The following is a 22,841-nucleotide window of genomic DNA, read 5'->3' as shown; positions in this document are numbered from 1 at the left end:
GTGCCCTGTTTGAGAGGGAAGTCGCTGTGCGGTCGCACTGGACGCTCCAAATGATGATCTCTCTATGAGGAAATCGAGTGTTCCCCGCGAGCGATTGGCCGAAGATGAGAACAAGACGCCGAGTCCGGGGAGCGGCGACGCATAAACTGCCGGTCATGGCGATTGCTGTACGGGCGGCCCGGAAGCGCGGACGATGTGCGGGATAGCGGGCGTGGTCTCGACCGACCGGCCGGACGCCGACCTCGTGCGCCGCATGTGCGAGGTCCTGGTCCACCGGGGGCCGGACGGCTCGGGCCTGTACGAGGACTCCCGCGCCGCGCTCGGCATGCGCAGGCTCGCGATCATCGATGTGCCCGGCGGAGACCAGCCCGTCTACAACGAGGACCGCACCGTGGTCGCGGTCTTCAACGGGGAGCTCTACAACTTCGCCGACCTGCGGCGCGAGCTCCAGGCCAGGGGTCACCGCTTCGCCTCCGCCGGAGACAGCGAGTGCCTGGTGCACCTGTACGAGGAATACGGCGACGCGCTGGTCCACCGGCTGCGGGGAATGTTCGCGTTCGCCATCTGGGACGTCCGCAGGCGGCGCCTGCTGCTCGCCCGCGACCGGGTGGGGAAGAAGCCGCTGTTCTGGCGGGCGACGCACGGATCGCTGTCGTTCGGGTCGGAGCTCAAGGCGCTGCGCCAGGACACGGACTTCAAGGCCGAACTGGATCCGGTGGCCCTGCACCACTACCTGAGCTACCAGTACGTGCCCGCGCCATGGTCCATCTACCGGGGGGTCCGCAAGCTGGCGCCCGGTCACCTCCTCGTCTGGCAGGACGGCGAGGTCGAGGTGAGCCGCTACTGGCGCCTCGACTTCACGCCGCGCGAGATCGGCTCCGAGGAGGAGGCCGCCGAGCGCCTGCGCGGCCACCTGCTGGACGCGACCCGCGCCAGGATGGTGAGCGAACGGCCCCTCGGGGCGTTCCTGTCCGGAGGGCTGGACTCCTCGGCGGTCGTCGCGGCCATGGCCCGGCAGACGGCGGGACCGATCAAGACGTTCAGCATCGGCTTCCGCGACCGCCGCTTCGACGAGCGGCGCTACGCGCGCCTGCTCGCCGCGCACTACGGCACCGACCACCACGAGCTGGTCGTCACCCCGTCCGCGCTGGAGATCCTGCCCACCCTGTCGTGGCACTACGACGAGCCGTTCGCGGACTCGTCGGCCATCCCGAGCTTCTACGTGGCGCGGATGAGCCGGGAGCACGTCGCCGTGATCCTCACCGGCGACGGCGGCGACGAGGCGTTCGGCGGCTACCTCCGCTACGTGGCCATGGCGCGGGCACGGCGGATCCCCGTCCTGCCCCTGCTCGGCCCGGCCTTCGACAGGGCCGGATCGGCGCTGGCGGCCCGTGGCGGCAGGCAGTCCCCGGTGCGCAAGGCGGGCAGGATGCTCGCGCTCCTGGGGCATCCGGCGCCGCGGCGCTACGCCCGGCTCATGTCGTCCTTCTCGCCCGGCGAGAAGGCGGCCCTCTACTCCGGCGCCCTCCGCGACGAGCTCGCCGGGACCGACAGCTACGCCCTGATCGACCAGGCGTTCGCCGGCTCCCGTGCGGGCTGCGACGTGGGCCGCGCCATGGACGCCGACGTCAACACCTACCTTCCCGGGGACCTGCTCGTGAAGGTGGACATCGCCACGATGGCCAACTCGCTCGAAGCCCGTTCGCCGTTCCTGGACCACCACCTGATGGAGTGGGCCGCGGGGCTCCCCTCGCGATGGAAGGTGCGAGGCGGTACGACCAAGTACCTGTTGAAGAAGGCGGTGGCCCCCTGGCTGCCGGAGGAGCTGGTGACCCGCCCGAAGATGGGGTTCGGGGTACCGCTGGCGGCATGGCTCCGGGAGGAGCTCCTCGACCTGTCCTGGGACGTCCTGACCGACCATACGGCGAGGTCGCGGGGGCTGTTCCGCCAGGAGGCGGTGAAGGGACTGCTCAGCCGGCACCGCGAGGGCCAGGACCACGCCGACCGCATCTGGGCGCTCGTCCAGATCGAACTGTGGCACCGCCGCTTCCTCGACCACGCTCCATCGGCCGCTCCCGAGACGGGCCGGCCCGGCTCGCCGGCCGCCTCGCCATGACTCTTTCCGCAAGGAGCCCGGAGGGCTCGACAAACTCTTCTTGGGAGGGGAACCCGTGATCGGTGCGAGATTGCGGTCACCGGCCCTCGTGCTCGGCGGGGTGGTCGCCCTGAGCTCCCCCGCCGCGGCGTCGATCGGCCCCGGCACCGCGCGTGCCGCGTCGGTCCGGGCCGGGACGGCGGCTCCCGCCCTCCCCGCGCCGCCCAGGTACCGGGTGCTGACGAACCGGCCGGGCGCCTCGGCCGGCCTGCTGTTCACCGGACCGGTCAACCTGGAGGACTTCGCGGACCCGCACGGTGCCGAGATCATCGACGGCCTGGGGCGCCCGGTCTGGTTCCGGCGGCTCCGGGACGGGATCATGGCCTCTGACCTGCGCGTCCAGAGCTACCGGGGACGACCGGTGCTGACCTGGTGGGAGGGGACCTACCCGGGAGGCGGCGTCGGCTACGTCGCCGACGAGCACTACCGGGTCGTCGCCGTGATCAAGGGCGTCGCCGCACCCGTCGACGCGCATGAGTTCCGGCTCACCTCGCGCGGCACCGTGCTGATCACCGAGAACCGGAACTCGCCGAGGGACCTGTCGCCGTTCGGCGGTGCCAAGGACGGGACGGTCGTCGGCGGGATCGTCGAGGAGATCGATGTCGCCACCGGCAGGAGCCTGTGGCGGTGGAGCAGCCTGGCCCATGTGGGCCTCGCCGAGAGTTACGGCGCTCCTCACCGGGCGAACGGAAGATCCATCTACGACTACGCCCACCTCAACTCGGTTGACGAGGGCCCGGACGGAAGCCTGCTCATCTCGGCGCGGAACACGTCCGCCATCTACAAGCTCGACCGGCGGACCGGAAGGATCGTCTGGAGGCTGGGCGGGCGCCGCAGCACCTTCAGGCTCGGCCCCGGCGTGCGCCTGTCCGGTCAGCACGACGCGGTCTGGGCCGGCAGGAACCTGATCCGGGTCTTCGAGAACGGGACGATCTCCCCGTGGAAGGGACCGTCCGACGAGCGGGAGTCGCGCGTCCTGTGGGTCCGGATCGATCCCGTGCGCAAGACCGCGAGCCTCGTGAGGCAGGTGATCCATCCGCAGCACCTGTCCGCCGCCCTGAACGGCGGCGCGCAGGACCTGCCGAACGGGCACACCGTGGTGGGCTGGGGGTCCACGGGCCGGATCTCGGAGTTCTCCCGGCAGGGGGACCTGCTGTTCGACGCCTCCCTGCCCGGAGGCTGGACCTCGTACCGCGTCTACCGGTCCCCTTGGAACGGCAGGCCGAGCACTCCGCCGTCCGCGGTCGTCCAGGCCGGCGCCGTCCACGCGGTCTGGAACGGCGCTACCGGTGTCGCCCGCTGGGAGGTCCTCGCCGGTGGGGCGCCCGACGCTCTGAAACCTGTGGCCGCGGCCGCATGGAGCGGGCTGGACACCTCGATCGCTCTTCCGGCCGCCGCCGGATCCGCGCGGTACGTCAAGGTCCGGGCACGGGACGCCGGCGGGAAGGTGCTCGGTACCTCGGGCTTCGCGCGTCGGCCGTGACCCGGCCGCCGGCGGCCCGCGGCCGGGTCGCGGCGAACCGGACGAGCGGTGCGCTCGCGCCCCGTTCGGGCGCGCCGGCCTCCGCTACCTGAGCGGTCCTCCGGCATGCTCGGCCCCGTTGTCGCCCGCTCCCGGGGACGCGGCGCGCTCCTGACGGGCCGGGTAGACCGGGACCCTGAGCAGGAGCCAGATCGTCGCCGCCCCGGTCGTGACGGCGACCGGGAGCACGATGCCGCTCAGCAGCCAGTGCCGGCCGACGAGGAGTCCGCACAGCCCGGCCGCCGCCGCCGCCGCGGGCAGGACCGACGCGACCTGGCGCGGCCGGAGTCCCAGCCGGCGCAGTCGGTGCGCGACGTGGTCGGTGCCCCCGGTGAGGCAGGACCGCCCCGCGCGGCGCCGCGAGACCATGACCAGCGCCGTGTCGACGGTCGCGACGAACGTGACCAGCACCATCCCGGTGATCCGGTCGAGCGGGGCCCGCGGCGCGTCGATCAGCACGGTCGCCGACGCCAGCGAGAAGCCGATGAACAGCGACCCCGCGTCCCCCATGAACATGCGGGCGGGCGGCCAGTTGTGGGCGAGGAAGGCGGCGCAGCTCGCGCCCAGGGCGGCCAGGAAGACCGCGATGCCCGCCTGGCCGGCGAACGCCGCCGCGGCGGCGAGGATCGCCGCCGTCGCCGCTCCCACCCCGGCGGTCACCCCGTCCATGTTGTCGAGCAGGTTGAACGCGTTCGTGACCAGGACGATCCACAGGACGGTCACGACCGTGTCGGGGACGGCGCCCGGCAGGCCCGTCCCCCCGCCGCTCGCGACCACCCCGGCCGCCGCGAGCCCCTCGACCAGTAGCCGGGACGACGGGCTCAGCGGCCGGAGGTCGTCGGCGAGCCCGAGCAGCGCCACCAGGACAGCCCAGCCCGCGAGCACCGGGAGCGCGGCGTCCGAGGGCGCCGCGGCCGTCGTCGCGACGCACGTCCCCGCGGCGATGGCCACCCCGCCCAGGTAGGGCGTCGGGCGCTCGTGCGCCTTCCGGGCGCTCGGCCGGTCCGTGAGGCCCCGGCTCAGCGCCAGCCGCCGCAGCATCTCGCCCAGCGCGAGCGTGAGGAGCAGCGCCGCGCATGCGGCACCGGCCGTCGCGCTGAGCGACGTGGTCACGGCGCGACTAGGTCGACCAGGTCCGGTTTGGACACGGCGTGACGGCGCGACTCGGCGATGGTGTCGCCGAGGATGTCGTCGAGGGTGCGCAGGGGCGCCCATCCCGTCAGGGCGCGCAGCCGCGCCGTGTCGGGGACCCGCCTGCGCATGTCCTCGAAGCCGGGGCCGTAGGCGTCCTCGTAGGGGACGAGCCGGATCGGCGACGCGCTCTCGCACCGGGCGATGACGGCCTCGGCCAGGGCCAGGATGCTGATCTCCTCGGAGGCCCCGACGTTGAACGTGCCGCCGATCGCGCGGTCCTCGCCGAGCAGCCGGAGCAGGGCCGCCACCACGTCGGCGACGTGGGTGAAGCAGCGGGTCTGCCGGCCGTCGCCGAACACCGTGACCGGCTCGTCGCGCAGCGCCTGCCGGACGAGCCGCGGGATCACCATGCCGTAGGCGGGGCTCTGCCGCGGTCCGACAGTGTTGAAGAGCCGGACCACGATCGTCGGCAGGCCGCGCTCCCGGTGGTAGACGTTGGCGAGGATCTCGTCGACGGCCTTGGCGGTGCTGTAGGCCCAGCGGACGATCGTGTTGTCGCCGAGGACGCGGTCGGCCGTCTCGGGCAGCGGGCCGGAGGAGTTCTTCCCGTAGATCTCCGACGTGCTGGCCAGAAGGATCTTGCGCCGGTACCGGTGGGCCGCCTCGATGATGATCTCCGATCCCCGGATGTTGGTGGTCAGCGATCTGAGCGGCTGCTCGATCACGAGCTTGACCCCGACCGCGGCGGCCAGATGGATCACGACGTCGCACTGGTGGACGAGCTCGTCGACCAGTGACTCGTCCAGGACCGAGCCTTGGACGAAGCGCAGGCCGGGCATGGACGGGTCGAGGTTGGACGCGCGCCCCGTCGAGAGGTTGTCGAGCGCGGTGACGTGGTCGCCGCGCGCGAGCAGGGCGTCCACCACGTGCGAACCGATGAATCCCGCGCCGCCGGTCACCAGGTATCTGGTGGGGCCCTCACCGGGCATGACGCACCTCCAGCCTCGTTCGTCATCGACCACACCTCTACTACCCTCAGTAATCAGTCGACTACTCTAAGTCGGACAAAGCCCTGATCAAAAAGCGGACTCGCCCCGTCGAGCTTCTCGGTCGGCGAAGGCGGTCCGGTGGCACCGAGGCGGGCGCGTTGAGCGACAGTGGAACCGAGATCGAGACCGGCCGCAGGTTCGCGTTCGGCGACAACTGGTGGGCCTTCGCCCGGCATGTCGACGACGCCCGGATCGGCCGCGCCCGGGAGTCGCTGGCCGCCGCGCTCGGATCGGACGACCTCTCCGGGCGCACGTTCCTGGACGTCGGGTGCGGCAGCGGGCTCTTCTCGCTGGCCGCCCTCCGGATGGGCGCGCGGGTCCGCTCGTTCGACTTCGACGGCACGGCCGTCGCGGCGGCGGACGGCCTGCGGCGGCGGTTCGCCCCCGAGGCCGCCTGGCCCATCGAGCAGGGCTCCGTGCTCGACAAGGAGTTCACCGCCGGGCTGGGGCGGTTCGACGTCGTCTACGCATGGGGCGTCCTGCACCATACGGGCGCTCTGTGGGACGCGCTCGACGCCACGTGCGACCTGGTCCGGCCGGGAGGGCTGCTCTACGTCTCGGTCTACAACGACCAGGGGCGGGCGAGCCGGCTGTGGTGGCGCGTCAAGCGCCGCTACAACAGGTCGGGGCCGCTGACACGCTGGACGCTGGTCCTGGGCAGCGCCGCGTACCTGGGGCGGCGCCGGGTGCTCAACGGTCTGGCGCGGCGGGTCCGGCGCGGCGGCCGCGCCGGCGGCCCGGGTGCCCGCGCCCGCGGCATGTCCGCCAGGCACGACCTCGTCGACTGGGTCGGGGGGTTCCCCTTCGAGGTCGCGACGCCCGGCGAGGTGTTCTCCTTCGTCCGCCGCCGGGGCTTCGAGCTGCGCTTCCTGAACACGTGCGGGGGCGGGCTCGGTTGCAACGAGTACGTGTTCGAGCGGGTGGCGGCGGGCGGCACGCCGCGCGACCGGAGGCTCACCGCGTGAGCCTCCGGCCGCGCGCCGCGCGGGGTCGCCTTGTGGAAGGTCGGCGCGGTGCCGTCGAACACGGCCATGAGCCGACCGAGCCGTCCTAGCCGCAGCTGGTGCTGGTGGGCGCGCAGTTGTCGGGGATGTTCAGCACGATCGAGGTGAAGGCCCTCGTCACGCTTCCGGGGCCCGCGGCGTTGTAGATCCCGCCCCCGCTGGTGGCCTGGTTGCGAGCGACGGTGGAGCTGGTCAGCGAGACGGTGCCGCCGGTCTGGTTGAAGATCCCGCCGCCCCTGCCCGAGGCGTAGTTCCCGAAGATGGATCCGCTGGTCACGAAGAGCGTGCCGGAGTTGTAGATGCCCCCGCCGTCCGTGGCCGCGGTGTTGAGGGCGACGGTGCTGCTCTGCAGGCGCAGGGTGGACCCGCTCAGGTTGACGATGCCTCCGCCGAACGTGGTCCTTGCCGTGTTCCCTTGGATGACGCTGTTGCGAACGGTGGCGACACCGCCCTGCTCGTTGTAGATGCCTCCGCCGCCGGTGTTCGCGGTGTTGTCGACGATGTTCGAGGACTGCACCAGCAGGCTCCCGTCGTTGTAGACGGCGCCGGCGCCGCCGCCCGTCGTCGTGTTGCCGGTGATCCTGCTGGTCAGCAGCGTCACGTCCGCCGTGTCACCGCTCAGGGCGGCGCCGTTGTCGCCCTGGTTGCCGGTGAAGGTGACGGCCGTGGCCCTGAAGACCGTGCCCCCGTCCACAAGGACGCCTCCGCCTGTGTCGGCGCCGCTGTCGCCGCCCCTGATGGTGAGGTTGCTGAGGGTGAGTCCTCCGCCGAGTACCTCGAGGATGCGGAACGGCGGGCTGCCCACGGTCCGCCGGATCGTCGCTCCGTTGCCCCGGATCTCGATGCTCCGCCTGATGATCGGGAGTCCGTCCGGCCCGCGGGTGCCGGTTTCCGCCGGCGTCGTGAGGGAGTAGACGCAGAGGGGTGTCAGGACGATCGTTGTGGGCCCGCCCGTGTTCGCAGTGTTGATCGCGGCTATCAGCGCCGAGGTGCTGCAGGGCGTGATGACTTGGGCCTGGGCCGTCGCCGGCACCGTGAGTGCCGCTCCCAGAACGCCCACGAAACAGGCACATGCCCGCGCAGTACGAGAAATCATTGTTTCCCCCTGTAGCGTGCGACGGCGGTGCGAATTCGGCCGTGCACCGTCCGGCATCCTATTGGCAACGCCGAGATTACCCGCCCTCGACATCCGCCTCGGTCATTGACGAGTGCCGGTAGGGCAAACAAATACAATGACTGGGAAATCGTGGCCGGATCCCTGGAAGGAGAGCCTCGAAGAAAAGGTTGAAATCCGACCTTTTGTCCTCTATTTCGGTCTATGGTCAACCCTCTGACCTGCTCGGACATGCGGGCGCGTGACCGTGTGTCGATCCCGCGGATCTGCATAGACTGTGATCGGTGCTACGCATTTGGAGGGGTCGATGGTCGGCGAACGCATCAGGGTGATGCGGGTCATCGCCCGCATGAACGTCGGGGGCCCGGCGGTCCAGGTGGCGACGCTCATGCGCGGGCTGGATCCCGAGCGATTCGAGCAGCGGCTCTATTGCGGGCATGTGGGAGAGGACGAGGCCGACTACACGGAAATGTGCGCCCCCGATATCGAGCCGCACCATGTGCCGACCCTGGGGCGCGCCGTACGCCCGGGAGGAGACGTCCGCTCCCTGGCGCACCTCGCCGCCGCGATGCGCGGGTTCCGGCCGCACATCGTCCACACCCACACCGCGAAGGCCGGGGCGCTGGGACGGGTGGCGGCCGTCGCGGCCCGGGTCCCCGCACGCGTCCACACCTTCCACGGCCACCTGCTGCACGGCTACTTCCCGCCGGCGAAGACGAGACTGCTGATCGGGGCCGAACGCGCCTTCGCGCGCCTCAGCCACCGGCTCGTCGCCGTCGGCCCGCAGGTGCGCGACGACCTCCTCGCCGCGGGCATCGGGCGTCCCGAGCAGTACGTGGTGGCCGCCCCGGGCCTGGCCCTCGCCCCTCTTCCGGAGCGGCGCAAGGCCAGGCACGAGCTCGGCCTCCCCGAGAGCGGCCCCGTCGTCGCCTACGTCGGACGGGTGACCGGGATCAAGCGGCCCGACCGGCTGCTGGAGGTGATGGAGGCGGTGCGCCGCGACGTCCCCGCCGTCCGCTTCGCCGTCTGCGGCGGGGGCGACCTCGCCGGGGAGTTCGCCGCCCGGGCGGCGCGGCTCGACGGGGCGGTGCGCATGCTCGGATGGCGGGCCGACGTCGAGACCGTCTACGCGGCTGCGGACCTGGTCCTGCTCACCTCGGACAACGAGGGGACGCCGGTCTCCCTCATCGAGGGCGGCATGGCCGGGCTCCCGGCCGTCGCGACCCGGGTGGGCGGCGTGGCCTCCGTGGTCGAGCACGGCGTGACCGGACTCCTGGCCCCGCCGCGCGCCGACGAACTCGCCCACCGCGTCCTGGAACTGCTGCGCGACGACCATCTGCGGCTGTCGATGGGAGAGCGGGCGCGGGCGCGGACGACCGAGCGGTTCGGCCCGGGCCGGCTGGTCGGCGACATGGAGGCGCTCTACTCCGCTCTCGCCGCGGAACGGGGCCGGTCAGCGGCGGGGGAGGGCGGCCGATGAGGATCGTCGTCACCGGAGGCGCGGGTTTCATCGGCTCGCACGCGTGCCGGGAGCTGGCGGCCCGCCCCGAGGTCACCCGGGTGGTGGCGCTGGACGACTTCAGCACCGGCGACCCCGCGAACCTGGACGGGACGGCGGTGGAGATCGTCCACGGGAGCATCCTGGACGGCGGCCTGCTCGACCGGACCCTCGCCGCGGCCGACGCGGTGGTCCACCTCGCGGCCCGCCCTTCGGTCCCGAGGTCCCTCGCCGACCCGATGGCCAGCCACCAGGTCAACGCCACGGGAACGGTGCGGGTGCTCGAGGCCTGCCGCCGCGGCGGCGTCCACGTGATCGCCGTGTCCTCGTCGTCGGTGTACGGCGCGGTCCGCGAACTGCCCAAGCACGAGGACCTCCCCACGCGCCCGCTCAGCCCCTACGCGGCCAGCAAGCTGGCGACCGAGTCCTACAGCCTGGCGTACGCGGCCGCCTTCGGCCTGCCCGTGCTGGTGCTGCGCTTCTTCAACGTCTACGGGCCGTTCCAGCCCGCGGGCCACGCCTACGCGGCCGTCGTCCCGGCGTTCATCGACGCGGCCCTGCGCGGCCGCCCGTTGCGAGTCCACGGCGACGGCCACCAGACGCGCGACTTCACCTACGTCGGCACCGTCGCGCAGGTGCTCGCCGACGCCGCCGTCCGGAGGGTCGCCCACGACACGCCGGTCAACCTCGCGTTCGGGACCAGGGTCTCGATCCTCGACGTCGCCAAGCTGCTGTCCGATCTCGTCGGCCGGCCGCTCCCGACACGGCATGAGCCGGGCCGGGCCGGCGACGTCCGCGACTCCCAGGCCGACGACCGCCGGCTCCGCACCCTGTTCCCCGATCTCCGCCCCGTGCCCCTGGAGGCCGGCCTGGAGGAGACGGTCAGCTGGTTCCACACCCTGCCCGGCTACCGCTGACCGGTCGCGGTGACGGCGGACCGGACCGCGGGAGCGCCCGGTCCAGCCAGGCGGGCAGCCACCAGTTGGCACGGCCCAGCAGGACCATGGACGAGGGCACCAGGAGCCCGCGCACCACCGTGGCGTCCACGGCGACCGCCACGGCCATGCCCAGCCCGAACATCTTGATCACCGGGTCGTGGTGCGGGAGGAACCCGGCGAACACCCCGACCATGATCAGTGCCGCCGCGCTGATGATCCGGCCGGTGGCGGCCAGCCCGCCGGAGACCGCGCGGCGGTCGTCCCCGTGCCGCAGCCACTCCTCCCGGACGGCGGTCAGCAGGAACACCTCGTAGTCCATCGACAGGCCGAAGAGCACCGCGAACAGCATCATCGGTACGTAGCCCTCGATGGGGACCGGGCCGTCCAGGCCGAGCGCCTCCACTCCCCAGCCCCAGGTGAACACCGCGGTCAGGGCCCCGTAGGCGGCGCCGATCGAGATCAGGTTCATCACGGCGGCCTTGACCGCCACGACCGGGGCGCGGAAGGCCGCCAGCAGCACCGCCCCGCACAGCGCCAGCACGACCCCGATGATCAGCGGCATCCGGGAGGCGGCCCGGTCGGCGAGGTCGGCGTGCGCGGCGACCGGCCCGCCGACGTGGACCTCCGCGCCGGCGGCGGGCAGCGCCCTGATCCGCCGGACGAGATCGGCCGTCGCCGGGTCGGCGGGAGCCGTGGCGGGGGTGACGCGCAGGACCGCCGCCGACCCGTCCGCGCTGAGCCTCGGCGGGGAGACCTCGGCGACCCCCGAGGTCCGGCGGATCGAGTCGGCGAGGCCGGTGATCCTGGCGTCGGCCGGGCCGGCGGCCTTGGGGGCGGGCGCCGCGACCACGGTGAGCGGTCCGTTCGAGCCGGGCCCGAAGCCCTGCGCCATCAGGTCGTAGGAGCGCCGCGGCGCGCTGCCGGCCGGGTCGGATCCCGCGTCGACCTGGCCCAGCCTCATGGCGGTGACCGGCACGGTCAGGACGGCCAGCAGGGCCGCCGAGCCGATGAGCACCCGCCAGGGGCGCGCGGTCACCCACCCGCCGAGCCGCTCCCACACCGCCGACGGCGCCTGCGAGCCGCCACGCCCGCGGAACACCCGCAGTGCGTCGATCCGCCCGCCCAGTACCCGCAGCACCGCCGGCAGCAGCGTCACCGCGACGGCCACGGCGACGGCCACGACGAGCGCCGACGTCCAGGCCAGGGTGCGCAGCACCGGCACGCCGCCGAGCAGGAGCCCGCTGAGCGCGATCACCACGGTGGCCCCGGCGAAGGCCACGGACGCGCCGGAGGACGTGACGGCCGAGCGCACCGCCTGCGGGACCCCCTCGCCCCGCGCCAGCAGCGTCCTGTAGCGGCTGAGCACGAACAGGGAGTAGTCGATGCCGACACCCAGCCCGATCATGGTGGCGAGGGTGGTGGCGACCGGAGGTATCGCGGTCAGATGTCCGAGCAGCCCGACGGCCCCGACCCCGCACACCAGCCCGGCCAGGGCCATCGCGATCGGCAACCCGGCCGCGACGGCGCCGCCCAGCGCCGCCAGCAGCACCACGGCCCCCACCGCCAGGCCGCCGGCCTCCCGCGCGGCGCCGCCCGAGCGTTCGGCGGCCTCCGCCAGCCGCCCGCCGGGCACCGTCTCGACGCCGGTCGCCTCCAGCGGAGCGGCGGCGTCCTCGATCCGGCGGACCAGCGCGCGGTCCACGTCGCGGGCCCGCACGTCGAGCGCGATCGCCAGGTAGCCGGTGCGGCCGTCGGCGGAGACGGTCCCGGCCCGCCGCGAGGCAGGGGTCGCCTTCCGCACGTGCGGGACGGCCTCGATCCGCTCGGCGGCCCGCGCCATCGCGTCGCGCCGGGCGGGGTCCTCCAGCGTCCCGGCGGTGGCGTGCAGCACCAGCGTTCCGGACGCGTCGTCCGCCGCCTCGTCCGGGAAGGCCCTCGCCTGGACGTCGGCCGCCCGCTGGGCGTCGCTGCCGGGAAGGGACAGGGAGTTCTCGGTGGGCCGCCCGAAGACCAGCACGGCCGCCGCGACGGACCCGATCAGGACGAGCCATACGGCGATCACCGTCCAGGGGCGGCGGACGCACAGCGTGCTCACGAGCCTCAGCACGACCGGCCCTCCTTGCTCTTCCCGCCGGCGGTGAGGCTGACGTCGTCGGCGGTCATGCCGATCCGCACCCCGTCCCCGGTCACCCCGGCCGACGAGTAGCGCAGCCCGACAGGCAGCTCCGGCAGCTCCCGGCCCAGGTCGGGTTGTTCGGGCAGGCGCTTCATGAGCTGTTCGGCGGGCACCAGGCGGCCGAGCACCTTCACGTAGCGGGGCCGGAAGTCCAGGCTGCGGCCGCTCAGGCTCGGCTCGGCGAGCACGGTGACCGGCAGCTCCATGCCCGCCCGCGCGACCCGCGTCTCGACCGCGAGCATGCCGTTGTCGTAGCCGAGCCCCTGGACGCGGGGCCCGTCGCCGCCCTTGCCGGCCAGCATGGAGTTCAGCGACGGGAAGGAGACGACCGCGTCCGCGGTGACCCGCTCGACGGCGGCCTTGCCGCCGGGCGCCTGGCGCACCCCGCGCAGGCGGGCGTCCAGACTGCTGACGCTCAGCTCTCCGCGCCGCACGTTCCGCGCGGAGATCCTGACGTCGTCGAGACGGCCGGACAGCCCCTGCGGCAGGAACGGGAAGCCGCCGAGCGCGACCCGCGGCCGGTCGGCGGTGCGCAGGTAGCAGGCGGCCCGGCCGGACAGCCTGCCCGCGGCCCGGTCCGCGGCCAGCCGGTCGGCGGTGCACGCCAGGGCCAGCGGTATGACGGCGGCGGCCGCCACGACGGCCGTCCGGCGGGATGGTCTGGGAATCATGACCCCACCCGACCAGCCGGATCTCAGAACCCGTCGTCAGGAAGATGAGAGATCGTTCAGAGGTCCACGGGAGGGCAAACGCACCCGGACCGTGGTGCCCTCCCCGGGCGTGCTCTCGAGCCCGGCGGAGCCGCCGTGCGACCGGGCGATCGCGGCGACGATCGGCAGCCCGAGACCGCTGCCGGACGACCCGCCGCGCGCGCCGGCGCCCCGGTAGAAGCGGTCGAACGCCCGCGCCGCCGACTCCGGCGGCATGCCCGCCCCCCGGTCGGACACCTCGACCACCGCCGCCCCGGTCTCCGCCAGCACGCGCACCGTCACCGGGGTCCCGGGCGGGGTGTGGGCGCGGGCGTTGCCGAGGAGGTTCGCCAGCACCTGCCGCAGCGCGTCCTCGTCACCGGTGATCTCGCAGGACTCCGGCGCGCGCAGCGTGATCGGGCGTTCGGGCTCCACGGCGAGGGCGTCGGCGACGGCGTCGGCGGCGATCGCCGCGAGGTCCACCGGCCCGGGGCGCGGCATCGGCTCCTGGTCCAGCCGGGCCAGGTACAGCAGCCCGTCGACGATCTTGGACATCCGGGCGGCCTCGTCGTCCGCGCGCCGCACCGCGTCCGGCCGGTCGGCCAGCGTCACCACGCCGTGCCGGAGCATCTGCAGGTAGCCGCGCACCGAGGTCAGCGGCGTGCGCAGCTCGTGGGACGCGTCGGCGACGAACTCCCGCAACCGCTCCTCCGAGCGTGCGCGGGCCTCGATGGCGGCCTGGATGCGGGCCAGCATGCCGTTCACCGCGATCGACAGGCGCCCCGCCTCGGTGCGCGGCGACGAGACCGGCACCCGCCGGTCCAGGTCGCCGCCCGCGATCGCGCCCGCGGTCTCGGTGATCGTCTCCAGCGGGCGGAGCCCGCGCCGGATGAGCAGCCGGGCCGCGCCGGCCAGCAGCGCGAGCACGGCCAGCCCGGCCAGCGCCTCGATCAGCAGCAGCCGCCGCACCGTCTCGCCGACCGGCCGCAGCGGCAGGCCGATCACGGCCGTGGCGCGGCCGTTCGGCGCCGTGAACGACACCACGCGGAACCGGCCCGCGGGCCCGGCGTCGACGCCGGCCGGGGCGGAGACCCCGGTGGCCGGCGCCGGAGGCGCCCGTTCGCCGAGCACCCCGGGGGCGAGCTCCGGCGGTCCGCCGACCCCGCTGATCGTGCCGTTCTCGCGGCGGATCTCCACGACGTACTCGGTGGGCGCCACCGCCGTCCGCAGCTCGTCGCGCGATCCGTTCCGGACCACCGCGTTCTGCCGGGCCACGAGCGCCGCCGCGCGCAACTGGTCGTCGACCCTGCCGACCAGGTACGAGCGCAGCGCCAGCGTGCTGGCGGCCCCGGTGATCACCAGCGCGCCGGCGGTCAGCGCCACGAGGGCGATCAGCAGCCGCGTCCGCAGGGTCACCTGCCGCTCGCTCCGCCCGCGCGCAGGACGTACCCGAATCCCCGCTGCGTGTGGATGAGGGGCGGCCCCAGCGGGTCGAGCTTCCTGCGGAGGTAGCCGACGTAGGTGTCGACGACGTTGGAGGTGCCGCCGAAGTCGTAGTCCCAGACCGCGTCGAGGATCTGGGCGCGCGACAGCACCCGTCCGGGATTGCCCAGGAGGTAGCGCAGCAGCTTGAACTCGGTGGGGGACAGGCGCACGGGGGTGCCGCCGCGCCGCACCTCGCAGAGGTCCTCGTCCAGTTCCACGTCGGCCACCCTGAGGACGGCCCCCGGATGCGACTCCTCGGGGACGACCCGCCGCAGCACCGCCCGCACGCGCGCGAGCAGCTCGTCCAGCGCGAACGGCTTGGTCACGTAGTCGTCGCCGCCGTAGGTCAACCCTGAGACCTTGTCGGCGCGCCCGTCCCGCGCCGTCAGGAACACGATCCCGAACCGGTGCCCCCGGCCGCGCAGCGTACGGCACACCTCCAGGCCGTCGACGTCGGGCAGCATCAGGTCCAGCACGATGAGGTGGGGGTGCTCCGCCTCCGCCCGCTCGACGGCCTCGGCGCCCGTCGACGCGGTGGTCACGTCGAACCCGTGGAAGGCCAGCGCGGTCGCCAGGACGTCGGCGATGTTCGGCTCGTCGTCCACGACGAGAATCTTCTGACCAGGCATGAGGCGCTCATCAAAGCACGCTTCGATGAGAGAACCCTGTGAACCGGGGCGGCGGACGGGGCCGGGCCGGGCACCGGGGCCCAGGGAGCAAATAACTCTATTTTGAGGTGAATTGCTCGAAATTAGAGTGCGACATCCTTTTTGAAGATCACGACATGTTTGACCGGCGGGTGGCCCGGTTCTACATTGGGCCCCATGAGGCGAGCATTGTTGGTAATGGGGGTCGCCGCCGTGACTCTCGCGGGGGCGGCCAATGCAGCCGATGCGGAAGTCCCCGCTTCTCCGGCCGGAACGGCGGCGCATTCGAACTCGGTCACCGGTGACGGCGTCCGCGAGGTCAAGTGCTACGTCCACACCGACAAGAGGCGGGGTTACAAGTTCCGCGTCCGCAAGGAACCTCGGACCAGCGCCGGCGTCGTCGTCCGCTATCACGGCAAGAAGCTTCTCGGCTGGAAGAGCGGGGCCAGTTGCCCGCAGGTCGAGGGGGGAACCTACCGGTGCGCGGCCGCGGAGCCGAAAGACGATCAGTGGCTGGTGGTCAACTACAAGGGCCGCAAGGGCTACATCGCCGCCGCCTGCACCGGCGGAATAGGCGCCTGAACGACGTTCGCCGGGGCGGCGTTGACGGAGGTCATCGCCGCCGCCCGGACCGGGTGCGCGCTTGACGCGCACCCGGTGGTGCGGGTTCAGGGGCCTTCGCGGCGGAGGACGAAGTGCTCCTCCGGATCACCGTTGTCGGTTCCCATGCGAACCGACCCGACCGCCCACAGCGCGCTCGTTCCGGGCACGGCGGTCAGGCGGGACCGATTGACGCGATTGAGGCCGTCTTCTGCGGCGGCGCCGGTCATCAACGGTGGACCGTACTCGCGAGTCCAGGCTTTCCCATCATAGTGCAGGAAAAGCATCTGGTTCCTGTGGTCGAGGTCGACTCCGCCGACCCAAATATCGTTCCGGTCGGTGTCGAGAGCGGTGACTCCCTGCAGTTCCCCGACCTGGATCGGCACCTGAACCCGGGATTATGCCGAGCCGTCCCAGTGCATCCCCACAGGGCGCTCGCAGTTGTCTCCGTAGCAGTGAAGGAAGCCGACCGCCCATACATCGGAGGGTGAAATCTGCCAGATCCCGGTGAGTTCGCCCTGCGGAACGTCCAGGATCTCCTGCCGCGCCGGGCCCTCGCCGTCCGGAACCTCACGCGGCAGCGGAGCCTCGCGCCAGCGCAAACCGTCCCGGCGCAGGAGAACGGCCTTACCCGGGTCGCTCTCAGCGGCGTCCCGGTACCCGACGGCCCACGCGTCCCGCGGCCCGGTCGCGGAAACGCCGATCAGCCCAGAGCCCGCGGACGACTCGGCGCGTCCCGCGGCCCCCCGGGACACGGGCCCACGTGGCCGAGGCCGGAGCCGCGCCGGCCTCCCGGGCCGATCGCGGCGAGGCGGATCCCGACGAGGCCGCACCTGACGGCGCTCAACGCGCGACGGGCCATCGGTGGATCCGGGTCGCCTGGCCGGTTCCGGTCTGAATCCCGGTGCCGTCGCCGAGCGTCTGATCGACAGGGGATGAGCGCTGACAGGACCCGCCCGGCGCGGGCGCTGACGGCTGAGGAGAGTGAGGCGACCGGTGTCGGAGATCGAGCACGTGGCGCGGGCCGCGGTCGACCATCTGGTGCGAGGGCTGGCGAATGAGGGCGGCCCGGCGGAGCGCCCGGCGGACGGGGCGCCGGACGCGGTCCACGACCTGATCGTCGTCAAGCTGGGCGCGGATCCGGCGCTGGCGGCGCTGACCGAGCAGGCCCCGGCCGGCCGGGTCAGCGACCGGACGGTGCGGCGGGTCGCGGACGCGGTCGCCGACGCGGCGGACGGCGACCCGGAGTTCGCCGAACGGCTGCGCCTCCTGGTGCGGGAGTCGCGGCTCCCCCGGGGCGACGTCGTCGCCTCGGGGGAGCGGTCGGTCGCGGTCGGCGGTGACGTCTCCGGGAACGTCTTCACCGGGGACGGCGCCACCTATGTCTCCCAGCGCGCCGAAGCCTCCGGGCACGGCCGGGTCTACCAGGCCGGACGCGACCAGACCATCCACGACCGCTCGTGAGCGTGCCGCCGTCCACGGCCCCGGGTCCAGGGGCCCGGCAGGAGGCCACGGTCTCCGGGACGGCCGGGCGTACCAGGCCGGCCGGGACCTGATCGACTACGAGGGCCGGGGCCCCGTCCGGTGGCCGGGCCGGCCGGGTGAGCGGGACGGCGGGATCGTCCTGGAGGGCCCCCGGCCTCCAGGACGATCACTGGTCGGCGGTCAGGCCGCGGCGGAGTCCGGGACGCCCAGGGAGTGGCCGAACCGGAACATTCCGGCCGGGTCGTAGACGGCCTTCAGCTCCCTCAGCCGCCGGTGGACGTCGGTCGGCCAGACGGCGGCGACCTGCTCGGGCGCCGTGGCCGCCCCCTGGAAGTTGAGGAGCGAGCCGCCGGTCGTCCACGGGCGGACGGCGTCGATGACGCGCTCGCCGAGCGGCCGCACCAGGGCCTCCATGTCCTGCGGGGGCGGCGGGGCGAGCACGAGCAGCGAGTACGCCGCGTCCCGCCCGCCGACCGCGTTCGGGATCCGCGGCGCGCGGGCCACCGCGCCGCCGAGCTGGCGCACCTCGACCATGTGCGGCGGGGACTCGGCGCCCGGCCCGGCCGTCTCCAGCAGCGCCTGGACCGCCTCCACGGTGAGCTCCCGGAACAGCGCGCCCCGCTCCCAGACGGGCATCGGGTCGGTCGGGTCGTTGTGGATGGAGCCGATGGCCGTGTACGGCATCATGCCGACCGTGTCGATGATCGCCGGGGCGACCGAGCGCATCGGCGCGAGCAGCCGCTCGCCCTCGGCCCGGCCGCCGACGTGGGCGACGCGCAGGTGGACGGCGAACCGGCCGCGCAGCGGCGGCGGCAGCTCCTCCACCGGCGGCAGCCGGATCAGCGCGATGGACGTCGTGGTCGACTCGGGCAGGTCGCGGGACCACTCGCGGTAGGCGTGCAGGACCCATGCCGCGTCCTCGCCCGCGTAGAAGATCCCGCCGCCGTACAGGCTCGCGACCGGGAAGAGGTCGATCGTCATGGCGGTCACGATCCCGAAGTCGCCCTTGCCCCCGCGAAGGGCCCAGAAGAGGTCCGGCTCGGTGTCGGCGTCCGCGATGCGCTTCCGTCCGTCGGCGGTCACGACCTCCAGGGACCGGACGTGGTCGGCGGCGAAGCCGTAGGTCCGGGCGATCGGGCCCAGGCCCCCGCCCAGCGTGTAGCCGACGGCGCCGACGGCCGGCGCCGAGCCGCAGAGCGGGGCGAGCCCGAACGGCGCGGCGGCCTCGATCACCTCGCCCCAGGTGGCGCCCGCCTCGACCCGGGCGGTCCGGGTGGCCGCGTCGACGGCGACGCCGCGCATGCGGCCGGTGTTGACGACCAGCGCCCCCACCACGGGGGCGACCGAGCCGTGCCCGGTGGCGTGGACGGCGACGGGCAGCCCGTACCGCCGGGCGAACCCGACCGCCGCCGCCACGTCGGCCGCTCCGGTCGCGCCGACGACGACCGCGGGGCGGTGCCGGACCGCCAGGTTGAACGGCGCGACCTCCCGGTCGAGGCCGGGGTGGCCGGGGGTGAGGACCGGGCCGAGGACCTGCTCGCGAAGGCCGTCGAGGTCCGGGAGGGACATGGTGGTCACGGTGATCTCTCCTGTTCGGGATCTTCTCGGCGGTGCCGAGCGGCGGGAGGTGCCTCTGTTCTCGCAGGCGGCACTTGGGGCGCCCTTCGGGGTGGGTTACATTTGGCCTGTTCGGTGCCGTTAAGGCCGGACACAAGCCGTCCTCAAGCGGCGGCCGGGCGGCCGGCACGGGGGACAACGGGGACCACGGCGGGGGCGGGTGGAAGGCGATTTCGAGCGTGGGTCCGGTGCTGCCGCCGGGATCCCCCGGTTCCGGGTCCTGGGGCCGCTGGAGGTGACCGACGCGGCGGGCGCGCCCGTCGTCGTCGGCTCGGCCAAGCTGCGCGCGCTGCTGACGCTGCTGATCGCGGACGCCAACCGGGTCGTCTCGGTCGACCGGCTGGTCGACCGGTTGTGGGCGGGAGAGCCCCCGGCCTCCGCGGTGGGGACGCTCCAGGTCTACATCTCCCAGGCGCGGCGGCTGCTCGATCCGTCCCGCAGGGCCCGGACCGGCACGGGCGCGATCGTGACCCGCCCGCCCGGGTACCTGCTGAGCGCGGCGGAAGGCGAGGTCGACACCGAGCTGTTCGCCGCCCTGGTCGCCGGCGGCGAGCGGCTGGTGGAGCGGGCGGACCACCCCGCCGCCCTCGAGGCCGCGGACCGCGCCCTCGCGCTGTGGCGCGGGCGCCCCTTCGCCGACGTCGCCGAGGACCCCGACCTGGCCGGGCACGCCGAGGCCCTGGCGGAGCTGCGGCTGCGCGCGCTGGACTGCAGGGCCGCCGCGCTGCTCGGATGCGGCCGCCCGGAGACGGCCGCCGCGACCGCCGAGACGCTCGTCCGCGAGCAGCCGCTCCGGGAGCGGTACTGGGCGCGGCTCATGCTCGCCGCCTACCGCGACGGCAGGCAGGCCGACGCGCTGCAGGCGTACCAGGACTGCCGCCGGCTGCTGGACGAGGAGCTCGGGCTGGTCCCGGGGCCGGAGCTGGCCGACCTGCAGAGCGCGATCCTGCGCCGCGACCCCTCGCTCGGCGAGGTGGCCACCGCCACCCCCGTTCCGGATGCCGTCCCCGCCCGGAAATCCGCTTCCGCCCTGGAGGCGCGGACCCCGCCGGACGTCTCGCGCCCGGTGCCGTCCGGAAGCACGGGACGGACGCCCCGCGCCGCCGGGCAGGCGGCGCCGCAGCAGGACGAGCGGGCCGCGGACGCCGTGCCCGGGCTCGTGGGACGCGAACGCGAGCTCGGCGAGCTGCGGGCCGGGATCGAGGCCGCCCGCCGCGGCACCGGGACGATGGTGCTGCTCGAGGGCGAGGCGGGGATCGGCAAGACCACGCTCGCCGAGGCCGCCGCGCGGCTCGCCCGCGAGCGGCACATGGACGTGGTGTGGGCGCGGGCGGTCGAGGACCTGGGCGCCCCGCCGTTCTGGCTCTGGGAACAGGTGCTCCAGGAGCTGGGCGTGGAGCGGCCCGCCTTCGCGGGCGGCGCACGGGACCGTCCGGCCGGCCGCGCCGGAGACCGCGGGGCCGCGGGCACCCAGGACCTGGCGATCGAGCGTTTCCGCCTGCTGGAGGCCATCGCCCGCGCCGTCGTCGAGGCCGCCCGCACCGGACCGCTGCTCCTCGTCCTGGACGACCTGCAGTGGGCCGACGCGGGGTCACTGCAGGCGCTGCGGCTGCTCATCGGGCGGTTGCGCGGCCTGCCGTGCGGCATCGTGGCGACGTGCAGGTCCACCGACGCGCTCGACCCGGCGGCGCTGGAGGACACGCTGGCCCTGCTCGGACGCGAGCGCGCCGTCCACCGGCTCCCGCTGTCCGGGCTCTCCGTCCCCGAGATCGAGACCCTGCTCGGCGGGCACGGCGACGGCCTGCCGGACGCGGCGGCGGTGCGGGAGCGCACCGGCGGGAACCCCTTCTTCCTCGCCGAGCTGCTCAGGTTCCACGACGACGCGGACGGGCGCTCGCGAGCGCAGGTGCCCGCCACCGTCCGGGACGTCGTGGAGCGCCGGTTCGAGCGGCTGCCCGAGCACACCCGCGTCCTGGTGCGGCTGGCCGCGCTGGCGGGCGCCGAGATCGACGTCGGGATCCTCGCCCACGCCGTCCGGATGGACCCGGCGCAGGTCGTGACCGCGCTGGAGCCCGCGCTGGACAGCGGGCTGCTCCGGCACGACGAGGAGACGTGGAAGTGGCGGTTCGTCCACGACATCTCCCGGGAGGCGCTGTCGGCGCGGCTGGCCCCGGGGGAGCGGACGCAACTGCACGCGCTCCTCGCCGACGCCATCGAGGCCGTCCACGGCGGTGAGGGCCGGCTGGACGACCTGGCGCGGCACCGGTTCCACGCCGCCGGCGGAACCGCGTCCGAGCCCGCCTTCCGGACCTGCTCCCGCGCAGCCGACGAGGCCCGCAGGAAGCTCGCGTTCGACCAGGCCGCCCGGCACCGCGAGCGGGCCCTGGCGGTGCTGCCGCCGGGCGGGGACGGGCAGGACCGCCGCTACCGGACGCTGATCACCCTCGTGGAGGAGCTGCGGCTGTCGGGCGACGTCCGCGGCGCCGACAGGGTGCTGGACGAGGCGGTGGAGATCGCCCGGCGGGCCGGAGACCGGGAACGGCTCGCGGACGCCGTGTCCATCCTCGGCGGCGTGACGCTGTGGAACTGGCGCGCCTACGGGACCGTCGACTCCGGCTTCGCCGCGCTGCTGCGGGAACTGATCGCCGAGACGCGTGATCCGCGCCGGCGGGCGGAGCTGCTGGGCACCCTGGCCGTCGAGCTGTACTACGGTCCCGACCGTCCCGAGGGCGAGCGGCTGGCCGAGGAGGCGGTGGAGATCGCCCGGCGGATCGGCGACCCGGAGCTGCGCGGCCGGACGCTGAACAACTACGTCATCGCCGCCTGGGTCCCGGAGCGGGAGCCCGCCAGGATCGCCGCGCTCGAGGAGTCGCTCGCGCTGGCGGGCGCCGGGCTGCCGGCCGTCACCGAGGTGATCGCGCGCATGCACCTGCTCTCGGCGCACCTGAAGTTCGGCCGGATCGCCGAGTACGAGGACGGCCTCGAACGGTCCGGGCGCATGGTCCAGAGCCTCGGCATCCTCGAACTGGAACTCCAGCACACCTACCAGCAGGCCGGGTACGCGATCCTGCGGGGCGACGACGAGACGGCCCTCGAACTCATCGAGCAGGCGGACCGGCAGCACCGCCGGACCAGCGTGTGGGGCGCGCAGTGGGCCCGCCTCATGCAGCTCACCGTGCTGGACCGGGCGAGGGGGCGGGTCCCCGGCAGGCTCGACGAACTCCTCGCCGCGGCGCCGCACCCGGAGAACGCGGCGCTGCGCCCCACCGCCGTCCTCGCCCTGCTGGACGCGGGCGAGCAGGAGCGCGCCCGGCACCTGCTCCTTCGCTGGAGCCTGGACCGGGTGCCCCGCGAGCAGACGTGGGCCTCGGACTTCGAGCACGGCCAGCTCGGGGAGATCGCCGCCGTCCTCGGCACCCCCGACCCGGCGGCCATGTACCGGTTGCTGTACCCGTACCGGGACCGGCTCCAGGTCGTCGGCTCGGCGCTGGCCTGCGCGGGCTCCAACCACGCCGTCCTGGCGAAGCTCGCCGAGCGGCTCGGCCGCCCGGACGCGGCGGCGGAGCACCTGGCGCGCGCCGCCGAGGCGCCGGGCCTCAGGCCCCGGTGACCCGGCAGGGACGGTGGCCGGCGGCCCCAGGGACGGCGGGGCGGGGGACCGGCGTCCGATTCCGTTCATTTCCGTCCGACGGCTTGTCGGACGGGGCGATCGGAGCCTTCGATGTGCG

18 protein-coding genes are annotated in these 22,841 nt (G+C 74.0%); 8 read left to right on the top strand and 10 right to left on the bottom strand.

All coding sequences use genetic code 11. From position 1 onward, the window contains the following. Window positions 1–193: 193 nt before the first annotated feature. Both asnB and FKD65_RS06900 read left to right on the top strand, forming a co-directional pair. Window positions 194–2,116, top strand: a complete 1,923-nt coding sequence (asnB, locus tag FKD65_RS06905) for an asparagine synthase (glutamine-hydrolyzing) (protein ID WP_141576688.1) — start codon at window positions 194–196, stop codon at window positions 2,114–2,116. Window positions 2,117–2,171: 55 nt separating this feature from the next. Then, window positions 2,172–3,638 (top strand): arylsulfotransferase family protein, encoded by a 1,467-nt coding sequence (locus FKD65_RS06900; RefSeq protein WP_205718576.1) that lies wholly within the window; start codon window positions 2,172–2,174, stop codon window positions 3,636–3,638. A gap of 84 nt (window positions 3,639–3,722) precedes the next feature. Here FKD65_RS06900 and FKD65_RS06895 read toward each other — a convergent pair whose 3' ends face one another. Both FKD65_RS06895 and FKD65_RS06890 read right to left on the bottom strand, forming a co-directional pair. Then, window positions 3,723–4,790 (bottom strand): MraY family glycosyltransferase, encoded by a 1,068-nt coding sequence (locus FKD65_RS06895; protein ID WP_168220966.1) that lies wholly within the window; start codon window positions 4,788–4,790, stop codon window positions 3,723–3,725. Next, window positions 4,787–5,800 carry an NAD(P)-dependent oxidoreductase gene (locus FKD65_RS06890; RefSeq protein WP_141576686.1) on the bottom strand — a complete coding sequence of 338 codons (1,014 nt, stop codon included), beginning with the start codon at window positions 5,798–5,800 and terminating at the stop codon, window positions 4,787–4,789. The genes FKD65_RS06895 and FKD65_RS06890 overlap by 4 nt, the downstream gene beginning before the upstream one ends. 158 nt (window positions 5,801–5,958) lie before the next feature. Between FKD65_RS06890 and FKD65_RS06885 the strand changes: the two genes are divergently transcribed. Next, complete coding sequence (locus FKD65_RS06885) at window positions 5,959–6,825, top strand: bifunctional 2-polyprenyl-6-hydroxyphenol methylase/3-demethylubiquinol 3-O-methyltransferase UbiG (protein ID WP_205718575.1); 867 nt, start codon at window positions 5,959–5,961, stop codon at window positions 6,823–6,825. 85 nt (window positions 6,826–6,910) lie between these two features. Here the strand turns inward: FKD65_RS06885 and FKD65_RS06880 are convergent, their stop codons facing one another. Continuing rightward, window positions 6,911–7,924, bottom strand: coding sequence for a hypothetical protein (locus tag FKD65_RS06880; RefSeq protein ID WP_168220965.1), 1,014 nt, complete (start codon window positions 7,922–7,924; stop codon window positions 6,911–6,913). Window positions 7,925–8,285: 361 nt separating this feature from the next. On the opposite strand from FKD65_RS06880, the gene FKD65_RS06875 reads away from it, so the two are divergent. After that, on the top strand, window positions 8,286–9,458 hold the full coding sequence (locus FKD65_RS06875; protein WP_141576684.1) for a glycosyltransferase: 1,173 nt from the start codon (window positions 8,286–8,288) through the stop codon (window positions 9,456–9,458). After that, window positions 9,455–10,393, top strand: a complete 939-nt coding sequence (locus tag FKD65_RS06870) for an NAD-dependent epimerase/dehydratase family protein (RefSeq protein ID WP_141576683.1) — start codon at window positions 9,455–9,457, stop codon at window positions 10,391–10,393. The genes FKD65_RS06875 and FKD65_RS06870 overlap by 4 nt, the downstream gene beginning before the upstream one ends. Here FKD65_RS06870 and FKD65_RS06865 read toward each other — a convergent pair. The 4 genes from FKD65_RS06865 to FKD65_RS06850 are packed head-to-tail and all read right to left on the bottom strand — an operon-like array spanning window position 10,359 to window position 15,393. Continuing rightward, window positions 10,359–12,521, bottom strand: a complete 2,163-nt coding sequence (locus FKD65_RS06865; RefSeq protein WP_141576682.1) for an MMPL family transporter — start codon at window positions 12,519–12,521, stop codon at window positions 10,359–10,361. The genes FKD65_RS06870 and FKD65_RS06865 overlap by 35 nt on opposite strands. Beyond that, a complete protein-coding gene (locus tag FKD65_RS06860; RefSeq protein WP_141576681.1) occupies window positions 12,515–13,261 on the bottom strand; it encodes a DUF2993 domain-containing protein in 747 nt (248 codons plus the stop codon). The genes FKD65_RS06865 and FKD65_RS06860 overlap by 7 nt, the downstream gene beginning before the upstream one ends. A gap of 36 nt (window positions 13,262–13,297) precedes the next feature. Beyond that, complete coding sequence (locus FKD65_RS06855) at window positions 13,298–14,695, bottom strand: HAMP domain-containing sensor histidine kinase (RefSeq protein ID WP_141576680.1); 1,398 nt, start codon at window positions 14,693–14,695, stop codon at window positions 13,298–13,300. Continuing rightward, a complete protein-coding gene (locus tag FKD65_RS06850; RefSeq protein ID WP_141576679.1) occupies window positions 14,692–15,393 on the bottom strand; it encodes a response regulator transcription factor in 702 nt (233 codons plus the stop codon). The genes FKD65_RS06855 and FKD65_RS06850 overlap by 4 nt, the downstream gene beginning before the upstream one ends. A 195-nt stretch (window positions 15,394–15,588) precedes the next feature. On the opposite strand from FKD65_RS06850, the gene FKD65_RS06845 reads away from it, so the two are divergent. Continuing rightward, the gene (locus tag FKD65_RS06845; protein WP_141576678.1) at window positions 15,589–15,993 is read left to right on the top strand and encodes a hypothetical protein; all 405 of its coding nucleotides are present in this window, start codon (window positions 15,589–15,591) and stop codon (window positions 15,991–15,993) included. An 86-nt stretch (window positions 15,994–16,079) separates the two neighbouring features. Here the strand turns inward: FKD65_RS06845 and FKD65_RS06840 are convergent, their stop codons facing one another. Together FKD65_RS06840 and FKD65_RS06835 are read right to left on the bottom strand one after the other, a co-directional pair. After that, window positions 16,080–16,397: a hypothetical protein gene (locus FKD65_RS06840; RefSeq protein WP_141576677.1), complete on the bottom strand. Its 318-nt coding sequence runs from the start codon at window positions 16,395–16,397 to the stop codon at window positions 16,080–16,082. A 12-nt stretch (window positions 16,398–16,409) separates the two neighbouring features. Continuing rightward, complete coding sequence (locus FKD65_RS06835) at window positions 16,410–16,766, bottom strand: hypothetical protein (RefSeq protein WP_141576676.1); 357 nt, start codon at window positions 16,764–16,766, stop codon at window positions 16,410–16,412. A gap of 241 nt (window positions 16,767–17,007) precedes the next feature. Here FKD65_RS06835 and FKD65_RS06830 point away from each other — a divergent pair, with 241 nt between their 5' ends. After that, complete coding sequence (locus FKD65_RS06830; protein WP_141576675.1) at window positions 17,008–17,475, top strand: hypothetical protein; 468 nt, start codon at window positions 17,008–17,010, stop codon at window positions 17,473–17,475. A gap of 201 nt (window positions 17,476–17,676) precedes the next feature. Here the strand turns inward: FKD65_RS06830 and FKD65_RS06825 are convergent, their stop codons facing one another. Beyond that, window positions 17,677–19,065, bottom strand: a complete 1,389-nt coding sequence (locus FKD65_RS06825) for an FAD-binding oxidoreductase (protein ID WP_141586483.1) — start codon at window positions 19,063–19,065, stop codon at window positions 17,677–17,679. A 208-nt stretch (window positions 19,066–19,273) separates the two neighbouring features. Between FKD65_RS06825 and FKD65_RS06820 the strand changes: the two genes are divergently transcribed. Further along, window positions 19,274–22,723, top strand: coding sequence for an AfsR/SARP family transcriptional regulator (locus FKD65_RS06820; RefSeq protein ID WP_141576674.1), 3,450 nt, complete (start codon window positions 19,274–19,276; stop codon window positions 22,721–22,723). Window positions 22,724–22,841 lie beyond the last annotated feature (118 nt).

This window comes from Actinomadura sp. WMMA1423 (assembly GCF_006547145.1).
In the GTDB taxonomy this organism is placed as follows: domain Bacteria; phylum Actinomycetota; class Actinomycetes; order Streptosporangiales; family Streptosporangiaceae; genus Spirillospora.
The sequence above is the reverse complement of the archived record's forward strand: the minus strand, read 5'-3'. Positions and strand labels throughout refer to the sequence as shown.